The organism is Deferribacterota bacterium (genome assembly GCA_034189185.1).
Classification (GTDB): domain Bacteria; phylum Chrysiogenota; class Deferribacteres; order Deferribacterales; family UBA228; genus UBA228.
Genome location: JAXHVM010000004.1, coordinates 22,517 through 32,546 on the forward strand (window position 1 = coordinate 22,517; position 10,030 = coordinate 32,546).

At 33.5% G+C, this 10,030-nt stretch carries 9 protein-coding genes; all 9 read left to right on the forward strand.

Annotation, left to right across the window (positions count from 1 at the left end; all coding sequences use genetic code 11):
• Window positions 1-22: 22 nt before the first annotated feature.
• On the forward strand, window positions 23-2,035 hold the full coding sequence (locus tag SVN78_00675) for a sodium-translocating pyrophosphatase (GenBank protein ID MDY6820119.1): 2,013 nt from the start codon (window positions 23-25) through the stop codon (window positions 2,033-2,035).
• A 5-nt stretch (window positions 2,036-2,040) separates the two neighbouring features.
• A complete protein-coding gene (ychF, locus tag SVN78_00680) occupies window positions 2,041-3,129 on the forward strand; it encodes a redox-regulated ATPase YchF (GenBank protein ID MDY6820120.1) in 1,089 nt (362 codons plus the stop codon).
• A complete protein-coding gene (locus SVN78_00685) occupies window positions 3,095-3,850 on the forward strand; it encodes an SH3 domain-containing protein (GenBank protein ID MDY6820121.1) in 756 nt (251 codons plus the stop codon). The genes ychF and SVN78_00685 overlap by 35 nt, the downstream gene beginning before the upstream one ends.
• Window positions 3,850-4,332 carry a cyclic pyranopterin monophosphate synthase MoaC gene (gene moaC, locus SVN78_00690; protein MDY6820122.1) on the forward strand — a complete coding sequence of 161 codons (483 nt, stop codon included), beginning with the start codon at window positions 3,850-3,852 and terminating at the stop codon, window positions 4,330-4,332. Before SVN78_00685 ends, moaC begins: the two co-directional genes overlap by 1 nt.
• On the forward strand, window positions 4,319-5,134 hold the full coding sequence (locus tag SVN78_00695) for a nitrilase-related carbon-nitrogen hydrolase (GenBank protein ID MDY6820123.1): 816 nt from the start codon (window positions 4,319-4,321) through the stop codon (window positions 5,132-5,134). The genes moaC and SVN78_00695 overlap by 14 nt, the downstream gene beginning before the upstream one ends.
• A complete protein-coding gene (locus SVN78_00700) occupies window positions 5,130-5,951 on the forward strand; it encodes an NAD+ synthase (protein MDY6820124.1) in 822 nt (273 codons plus the stop codon). The genes SVN78_00695 and SVN78_00700 overlap by 5 nt, the downstream gene beginning before the upstream one ends.
• A gap of 1 nt (window position 5,952) precedes the next feature.
• Window positions 5,953-7,413 (forward strand): IMP dehydrogenase, encoded by a 1,461-nt coding sequence (gene guaB, locus SVN78_00705; GenBank protein MDY6820125.1) that lies wholly within the window; start codon window positions 5,953-5,955, stop codon window positions 7,411-7,413.
• A gap of 3 nt (window positions 7,414-7,416) precedes the next feature.
• The gene (gene guaA / locus SVN78_00710) at window positions 7,417-8,967 is read left to right on the forward strand and encodes a glutamine-hydrolyzing GMP synthase (GenBank protein ID MDY6820126.1); all 1,551 of its coding nucleotides are present in this window, start codon (window positions 7,417-7,419) and stop codon (window positions 8,965-8,967) included.
• 3 nt (window positions 8,968-8,970) lie between these two features.
• On the forward strand, window positions 8,971-10,030 hold a 1,060-nt coding region (locus tag SVN78_00715; GenBank protein ID MDY6820127.1), incomplete at its 3' end, for an ABC transporter permease.

Here is a 10,030-nt window from a genome sequence, read left to right on the forward strand (position 1 = left end):
ATATATAAGGGGGTTAAAATATATGGATTTAAGGATTCTAGTACCTATTACTGGTGTTCTAGGTTTAATCATTGCTTTTTTGCTCTATAGTTTTATTAAAAAACAACCTGTAGGCAATAAGAAAATGGAAGAAATCTCAAAGCTTATAAATGAAGGTGTTATAGCCTTTTTATTGAGAGAATATCGCATACTATTCATATTTATAGTTATAGTGTTTATTATATTATGTTTAACCCCATCCCTTGGTTATAAAACTGCCATAGCATTTATAACAGGTGCTACTTGTTCAGGATTAGCTGGTTTTTTCGGCATGAAAGCTGCAACAAAAGCAAATGTACGCACTGCCGAAGGGGCAAGATCTAAAGGACAAGGTGCTGCCTTGGTTATATCATATACTGGTGGTTCTGTTATGGGTTTATCAGTTGCAAGCCTTGGGTTGTTAGGTGCTGGGATTATATACCTCTTTTTTGGGGATATTGAAAATGCAAAATATATCAATGGCTTTGCAATGGGGGCTTCTTCAATAGCGCTCTTTGCAAGGGTAGGTGGTGGAATTTATACAAAAGCGGCAGATGTAGGTGCTGATTTAGTTGGCAAGGTTGAAGCTGGAATTCCAGAGGATGACCCAAGAAATCCAGGGGTTATAGCTGATAATGTTGGTGATAATGTAGGCGATATTGCTGGTATGGGGGCAGATATATTTGAATCTTATGTAGGTTCTATTATTGCAACAATTGCAATTGCCTCAACTGCAAGTAATACCTTGTTAACTAATTTGGGGGGGCTTCATTTGCGTACCACCCTTATGTTTTTGCCATTATTACTTGTTGTCGTTGGCCTTTTCGCATCCCTTGTGGGGGTTTTCTCAATTTTTGTTTTAAAGAATAGAAATCCCCAACTAGCTCTTAGGTATTCAACATTTGTAGGAGCTATACTTTTCTTGTTTGGCGCATTAATTGTTATAAAATTATATAGTATTAGTATTGGAGTTTTCTATTCCATACTAATAGGTACTATTGCTGGTATTCTCGTGGGATTAATAACTGAGTACTATACCTCAGCAAAGCCAATAATGAAAATTGCCAATGCCTCAAAAACTGGTCCTGCAACAAATATTATACAAGGCTTTGCAGTGGGTTTAGAATCTACAGTTTTACCTGTAATAGTTATTTGCATAGCCATACTTATTGCAAATAGTCAAGCAGGTCTTTATGGTATAGGTATAGCAGCTGTTGGGATGCTTGCAACTGTTGGGGTAACCATGACAGTTGATGCCTATGGGCCAATAGCTGATAATGCAGGGGGCATTTCAGAGATGGCAGCCCTCGGAAAGGATGTAAGAAATATAACAGATAGTTTAGATGCTCTTGGCAATACTACTGCAGCTATCGGGAAAGGATTTGCTATCAGTTCAGCTGCTCTTACTGCCTTAGCCCTTTTTGCAGCTTATAGTAGTAGTGCTGATATAAAGGTTGTGGATCTTACACAAACAAGGGTTGTTGTAGGTATGTTTATTGGGGGCTTTTTACCACTACTTATATCAGCACTAACGATGACTTCTGTTGGAAAAGCAGCAGGTAAAATGGTAGAAGAGATTAGGAGGCAGTTTAGAGAAATACCAGGTTTATTAGAAGGCAAGCCTGGTGTTAAGCCTGATCCAAAAACCTGTGTTGATATTTCTACGAAGGCAGCATTAAAAGAGATGGTTTTGCCTGGGTTGATTGCAATTATTGCACCAATTATTGTTGGTTTTGGTATTGGTAAAGATGCATTAGGGGGCATGTTAGCAGGGGCAGTTGTAACAGGTGTATTAATGGCTCTTCTTATGGCTAATGCAGGTGGTGCATGGGATAATGCAAAAAAGGCAATTGAAAATGGCAGTGTTAAAGGAGAAGCTAAGGGTAGCGAGGCTCATAAGGCTGCTGTTGTAGGCGATACTGTGGGCGATCCCTTTAAGGATACAAGTGGACCATCCTTAAATATACTAATAAAGTTAATGAGTATAATTTCACTAATAATTGCTCCAATTTTATAGATTTAATGAATTTAAAGGTGGGTATTGTTGGTTTGCCAAATGTTGGCAAATCAACACTCTTTAACGCTCTTTCACATGGACAAGCAAAGGAAGGGAATTTTCCTTTTACAACTATTGATCCAAATATTGCAGTGGTAAATGTTCCAGATGAAAGGTTGTATAAAATTGGGGAATCTTCTAGCTCTAAAGTTATAACACCTACTACTATCCAGTTTGTTGATATAGCGGGTTTAGTAAAGGGTGCAAGTAAAGGCGAAGGCCTAGGCAATAGGTTTTTAGCAAATATTAGAAATGTTGATCTAATTGCTTTTGTTATAAGATGTTTTGAGGATAAGAGCGTTACCTATGTTACAGATAATATAAACCCAATTAGTGACATAGAGATATTAAAAACAGAGTTAATACTCTCAGATCTAGAGATCCTTGATAGGGTAAGAGAGAAGATTAGTAAACTTTATAAAACAGGTGACAAGAAGGTTAAAGAAAAGTTAGATGTTGTAGAGTATGCAACTGAACAACTTTCAAAAGGAAAATGGCTAGGCAATATTTTAAGTGTAGAGAAAAAAGGCTTAATAAAAGAGTATAACCTTTTAACAGTTAAACCCTATATATATATTGCCAATGTTGATGAGGATGCCTTGGCAAATGATAATAAATATGTCAAATCATTAAAAGAAAGCTTAGTTGAAGATGAAGAGCTTATAAAGATTTGTTGTAAACTTGAAAGGGAATTATCTGAGTTAAGTGATAGTGAGAAAAAAGAATTTTTAAATAGTTATAATATGATTGAGCCTGTAATAAATATCTTAATTAGAAGGTGTTATAATAAACTAAATCTTATAACCTTTTATACAGCTGGCGAGAAAGAGGCTAGAGCGTGGACAGTAATAAGGGGTACAAAGGCAGTTGATGCAGCTGGTATTATACATAATGATATTAAAAGAGGCTTTATTAGGGCTGAGGTTGTTGATTATGATACATTTATGACTTTTAAGAATTGGTCAAGATTGATGAAGGAAGGAAAAGTGAGATTAGAGGGGAAGGACTATATTATAAAAGATGGGGACATCTTATATTTTAGGTTTAATATATAGATTAATTTTTACACTATTAATCTTTTATACCTTCTTGTTTGCTAATGATTATATAGAGAGACTGGGTGTAGTTAAGGGGGGTACATTTATACTGTTAAAGCCTAATAAAGATGCAAAAAAGCTTGTTAGGCTATATGACGGACAGACTGTTATTATTGCTGGTGAAGAAAATAATTATTATAAGGTAAAGATAAATAATTATAGATATGGTTTTGTCCAAAAAAAGTATATTACTTTTAAAAATGTTTTAAAAGACAGTGGGACAATATATGAAGAAAAGAAGGTTGTAAGCAATATAAAAACAATATTGACAAAATTTAATAAAAAATTATCAGATGCTGAATATTTTAAAACTTTAGGGGTTATACCACAGTTCTTATTTCATGATTATAAGCTAAATGGGACTAATTTTAATTTAGAATTAATCTACAAATGTAAAAAAATTGATAACACTTTACATAATAAGATAGGTAATGATAAATATAAATTAAATAAAATAGTTGATAAATTAATTTATTTATTATTTTATAATATGCAATTAATACAAAATGATATGTATGAGATAAGAATTTTAACTAATAAGGATGGTTCTCTTAAACCATATGTAGCGTATAGGTTAAAACCAAACTATGAGAGAGATATGAGTGTTTTACAAGAAGATTTATCAAGATTTGTGGATATGTATACAAACATTAAAGAACCTTTTAAGGAGTGTCCATAATGGAGTTTACACATATAGATGAAGACGGAAAAAGCAGAATGGTTGATATATCAAATAAGAAAATTACTGAAAGAATGGCAAGGGCAAAGGGCAAAATATTTGCAAAGAAAGCCACAATTGAGGCTATAGAAGAAGGTAGAATGCATAAAGGAAATGTAATTGAAACTGGGAGAATAGCCGGTTATATGGCCGCAAAAAGGACAGATGAATTTATCCCAATGTGTCATACATTACCAATAGAATTTATAGACATAACTGTTAATACAAATAGAGATAGAAAAGAGATAGAGATTATATCAACAATCAAGGTGAATGGAAAAACAGGAGCAGAAATGGAGGCATTAGTTGCTGTTGCAACAACAGCATTAACAATATATGATATGTGCAAGGCTGTTGATAAGGATATGGTTATCTCAGATATAAAACTTATAGAAAAGAAAGGTGGAAAGAGTGGCCATTTTATAAGAAATGATGAAACATAAAATATATATAAGCCAATTTAGACCAATATTGGGTGATATTAATAAAAATTTAGAGACACATAGAACGATTATTGAAAAAGCAATAGAAGAGGGCTGTGATCTTGTTATTTTTCCTGAGTTGTCGTTAACAGGTTATTGTTTAAGGGATTTAACCTATGATGTTGCCATTAATGAAAATGACTCGATCTTTAAGCCTTTGTTGCAGCTCTCTAATAAAATTTCTATTATTTTAGGATTTGTATATATCGATGAGAATCATCTGGCATATAATGCTTCAGCTTTTTTAGAGGATGGTGGGTTTAAAAATATACATAAAAAAGTCTTTTTGCCCGATTATACAATGTTTGAAGAAGGTAGGTATTTTGCAGGGGGCAGAAAATTCAAAGTTTTTGATACAAAATTTGGTAAAACTGTGATTTTAATATGTGAAGATGCTCTTAATATTATAACTATCCATAATATTTTTAGGAAAGAAGTCTCATTTATTGTTATTGTGTCAAATAGTCCAGCAAGAGGTGTATATAAGAATGACTTCTATTCTAGATCATTGTGGTATAATACAAATAGATTTATATCAATGGGTTGTTCAAGTTATGTAACATTTGTAAATAGAGTAGGTGTTGAAGAGGGGATAACCTTTTGGGGTGGCTCTATGATCTTTGATCCCTTTGGCACATTATTGCATGAGTTACCCTTATTTGAAAATGCTTATAAGGAGTGTGAATTAGATTTGTCTGCAATAAAAAGGGCTCGCATTAGCTCTCCTTTTCATAGAAATATAGATAAGATTTTGGAGGATTAATATTTTAGAGTTAGATAATGTTTTGACCGAAAAGATTCTAACTAATTTTATTTATGAGGAGTCAAAAAAAGTAGGGCTTGATAATATTGTAGTTGGTTTAAGTGGGGGTGTTGATTCTTCATTATCATTGAAACTAGCTTCAATGGCTGTGGGTTTAAACCATGTGTATGCCTTTATACTACCGTATAAACTAAGTAGCAAAGAAAATATAAATGATGCAAAAAACTTTGCTGAATCACTAAATGTACATTATGAGATTATAGATATTACAAATATGGCAGATCCATATATAGATAAAGCAGAAAATATTAATAGTAAAAGGATTGGTAACTTATTGGCAAGAATACGGATGTCAATACTTTTTGATATGTCTGCTAAGGTGAATGGCTTGGTTTTAGGCACATCTAATAAAACTGAACTCTTACTTGGTTATGGCACATGGTATGGTGATTTGGCAAGTGCAATTAATCCACTGGGAGATCTATATAAGACATATGTTTGGCAACTTGCTAGATATTTGAGAATACCTGATAATATTATTGATAAGGCGCCATCTGCAGATTTATGGGTAGGGCAGACAGATGAAAAGGAATTAGGATATAGATATACTGAGATTGATGAGCTATTGTATAGCATGGTTGACCGTAGAATTGATATTCAAGGTTTAATTGAATTGGGTTTTAAAGAGAATATGATTTACAGCATAAAAGAGATGATTAGAAGATCGCAATTTAAAAGGCAACTACCAGTGATTGCAAAGATAAGTACGAGAACTATAGACAAAGATTTTAGATATTGTAGAGATTGGGGTTATTAGAATGAATAAAATAGTAAAAGAAGCATTAACATTTAATGATGTTTTATTAATTCCGCAAAAAAGTGATTTTTTACCTAACGAGGCTGATACCTCTATAAAGATAACAGAGAATATACTTTTAAATATACCAATTTTAAGTGCAGCTATGGATACAGTAACTGAGGCTAGGTTAGCTATTGCTATTGCACAAAATGGTGGATTAGGTGTTATTCACAAAAATATGACCATTGATGAGCAAGCAGAAGAGGTTGATAAGGTTAAAAGGTCTGAAAGTGGTATGATAGTTGACCCAATAACAATAAGTCCTGATAAAAAGGTCAAAGATGCCCTTGAATTGATGAGCAAATATAAGATTAGTGGTATACCTGTCACTGTGAAAGGTAAGTTAGTTGGTATAATTACTAACAGGGATTTGAGATTTATTGATAATATAGAGGCAACGGTAGATGAATATATGACAAAAGAAAAATTGGTAGTAGCACCCGTTGGGGTTACTTTAGAAGAGGCCAAGGGGTATCTACAGAAACACAAGATAGAGAAATTGTTAATTGTAGATAGAGATTTTTATCTTAAAGGACTAATAACAATTAAAGATATAAATAAAAAGATAAAGTATCCTTTTGCAACTAAGGACAAGCTTGGAAGGTTAAGTGTTGGTGCTGCCATTGGAACATATGATGATGATATTGATAGAGCAAAAGCTTTAGCTCAAGCAGGGGTTGATATTTTGGTGATCGATACTGCTCATGGACATACAAAGAATACTGCGTATATGATAAAAAAAATTAAAGAATTATTACCTGATATACCACTTATGGCAGGAAATGTTGCAACTGCTGAAGGGACAAGAGAGTTAATAGATCTAGGGGTTGATGTTGTAAAAGTAGGAGTTGGTCCAGGTTCAATATGTACTACAAGAGTTGTATCAGGTGCAGGGGTTCCGCAGATAACAGCTATTATGGATTGTTATGAGGAGGCTGAAAAAAAAGGTGTCCCAATTATTGCTGATGGAGGAATACAATATTCAGGAGACATAGCTAAGGCTTTGGCGGCTGGCGCCAGTGCAGTTATGATTGGGTCATTATTTGCAGGCACAACAGAATCTCCAGGGGATATAGAGCTGTTCCAAGGTAAAAGCTTTAAAGTATATAGGGGTATGGGTTCTATTGCTGCAATGAAGAAGGGGTCAGCTACAAGATATAGCCAGTCCTTAGAAAATGAAAGTAAATTAGTGCCTGAGGGGATAGAAGGAAGGGTTCATTATAAGGGTGATTTATCCCAGACTGTTTATCAGCTTGTTGGAGGCTTAAAGGCTGGTATGGGTTATACAGGTTGTAGAACTATAAAAGAATTACATAAGAAAGCAAAGTTTTATAAAATAACAAATGCAGGCTTAAAGGAAAGCCATGCACATGATGTTATAATTACAAAGGAAGCTCCAAATTATTGGATTATTACATAAATTATGAATATATACTCCGAAAAAATTATTATTATTGATTATGGTTCTCAATATACAAAGCTGATTGCTAGAAGAATCCGTGAGATTGGTGTTTTTAGTGAGGTTGTGCCATATAACAAAAAAATAGATTCTTTTAGTGATATAAAAGATATTAAGGGTATTATCTTATCTGGTGGCCCTTATAGTATATATGAAAAGAATGCCCCATATATAGATGAGAGAATATTTAGTTTAGGTGTTCCTATACTGGGTATTTGCTATGGTATGCAGGTGGTTACCCATTATTTTGGAGGGGTCATCACAAAAGGAGTAAAAAGGGAGTATGGTAAGAGTAGTCTCCTTCTCATAAAAGACGATATACTTTTTAGGGGTATAAAGAAAAATTCCTTTATAGTGTGGATGAGTTATGGTGATTTAATTAGCAAACTGCCAAAAGGTTTTTCCAACTTAGCTAAAGCGAAAGGGGCAGAATATGCTGCAATAAAAAAAGATGATAAAGAGATTTACGCCTTACAATTCCACCCAGAGGTTAGCCATACAAAATATGGCAAAAAGATATTATACAATTTTATTGTTAAAATATGTAAGTGTAAGCGTCTTTGGTCTCCAAAGAATTTTATCAAAGAGAATGTAGAATATATTAAGGAAAGGGTTGGTAATAATAAGATTTTGTGTGCATTAAGTGGTGGGGTAGACTCTTCAGTGACTGCAGCAATATTGCATAGGGCAATTGGGGATAACCTAATAACAATTTTTGTAAATACAGGTCTATTACGCAAAAATGAACACGACATTGTAGTGAAGACCTTTAGGGATACCTTAGGGTATAGGCTGATCTATGTTGATGCAAGTAATGAGTTTATTAGTGCATTAAAAGAGATAACTGACCCAGAAATGAAGAGAAAAATTATAGGTCGTAAATTTATTGAGATTTTCGAGTCAAAAGCAAAGGGGTTGAGTGATGTTAAGTTTTTAGCTCAAGGTACATTATATCCTGATGTGATAGAATCTGCTGGAGACAGTTCTTCTGCAGTTACTATAAAATCACATCACAATGTAGGTGGGCTGCCAGAAACAATGAATTTAGAACTTGTTGAGCCATTAAGAGATCTATTTAAGGATGAGGTAAGACGTGTAGGTTTAGAGTTAGGGCTTTCTGAAGAGCTAATATATAGGCACCCTTTCCCAGGGCCTGGACTTGCAGTTAGAATATTAGGTGAAGTTACAGAAGAAAAGCTCTCTATATTAAGAGAAGCAGATTATATATTCATTGAAGAGTTAAAAAAGAATGGTTTATATAGAAAAATATGGCAGGCTTTTGCAGTGCTTCTACCAATTAAGACAGTAGGAGTTATGGGGGATAAAAGAACATATGAATATGTTTTAGCATTAAGAGCTGTTGACTCAGTTGACGGAATGACTGCAAGTTGTCATAATATAAGTCATTATTTGTTAGAGGATATTTCTAACAGAATTATAAATGAGGTTAATGGAATAAATAGAGTAGTATTTGATATTAGCTCCAAACCTCCTGCTACAATTGAGTGGGAGTAATCCTTGGGTGTAGATAATTTTATATCTTTAAGGTATTTATTTTCTAAAAGATCTGAAAGATTTATTTCATTTATATCAGTTATCTCAATATTAGGCATCATCTTGGGTGTTGCTACCCTTATTATTGTTATAAATGTAATGATTGGTTTTGAAGATAATTTAAAGAATAAGATTTTGGGTATAAATGCACATATTGTGGTAAATCGCATAGATAAATCATCGGTTAGTGATTGGCAACCCATACTTAAAAAGATAAAAAAGATTGATGGTGTAGAGGCAGCATCCCCTTTTTTGATGAATCAAGTGTTGATTAGCTCCTCAAGGGGTTCTACAGGGGCTGTTGTAAAGGCAGTTGAACCTAGCCTAGAGAAAAATGTTATAGATCTTGAGAAATTTATTGTAGATGGAAGATTAATTAACGAGGAAGCTGAAAGCTATGAGATATTACTAGGTAGAGAACTAGCATTGAAATTAGGTGCTTTTGTAGGTGATAATATTACAATAATATCGCCTATGGGATCTAAGGGGCCCTTTGGATATGTTCCACTTTTAAAACGTTTTAGAGTTGTTGGCATATTTGATTGTGGAATATATGATTATAATGCATCCTTTTCCTTTATAAGTCTAAAGTCAGCCCAAGAATTTTTTAAAACAGGGAATGTTGTCGATGCCTTTGGAGTAAGGGCTGAGAACTTTGATATGGCTAAAGATGTTGCAAGCAAAATTCAAGAGGTTTTGTCAGTTCCCTTTGTAGCTAGAGATTGGCTATCAATGAACAAGAGCCTTTTTTCAGCACTAAAACTTGAAAAAATTGCTATGTTTTTAATACTTATATTAATTGTAATTGTGGCATCCTTTAATATTGTAAGTTTGATTACTATTACAGTTAAAGATAAGGAAAAAGATATAGCCATGTTAAGATCTGTAGGCGCATCAGAATCTTTAATAAGGAAAATTTTTATAAAGCAAGGGTTATTAATTGGAGTTATCGGAACAGTTATTGGCAATATTCTAGCTTTTCTTGTTAGCTTTATCTTAGAGCGCTATAAGATAATATCCCTCC

Excerpts from the sequence above, each read along its gene's own strand:
- SVN78_00675 (MDY6820119.1), top strand. The coding sequence starts at position 23 with ATGGATTTAAGGATTCTAGTACCTATTACTGGTGTTCTAGGTTTAATC.
- ychF (MDY6820120.1), top strand. The coding sequence starts at position 2,041 with ATGAATTTAAAGGTGGGTATTGTTGGTTTGCCAAATGTTGGCAAATCA.
- SVN78_00685 (MDY6820121.1), top strand. The coding sequence starts at position 3,095 with ATGGGGACATCTTATATTTTAGGTTTAATATATAGATTAATTTTTACA.
- moaC (MDY6820122.1), top strand. The coding sequence starts at position 3,850 with ATGGAGTTTACACATATAGATGAAGACGGAAAAAGCAGAATGGTTGAT.
- SVN78_00695 (MDY6820123.1), top strand. The coding sequence starts at position 4,319 with ATGATGAAACATAAAATATATATAAGCCAATTTAGACCAATATTGGGT.
- guaB (MDY6820125.1), top strand. The coding sequence starts at position 5,953 with ATGAATAAAATAGTAAAAGAAGCATTAACATTTAATGATGTTTTATTA.
- guaA (MDY6820126.1), top strand. The coding sequence starts at position 7,417 with ATGAATATATACTCCGAAAAAATTATTATTATTGATTATGGTTCTCAA.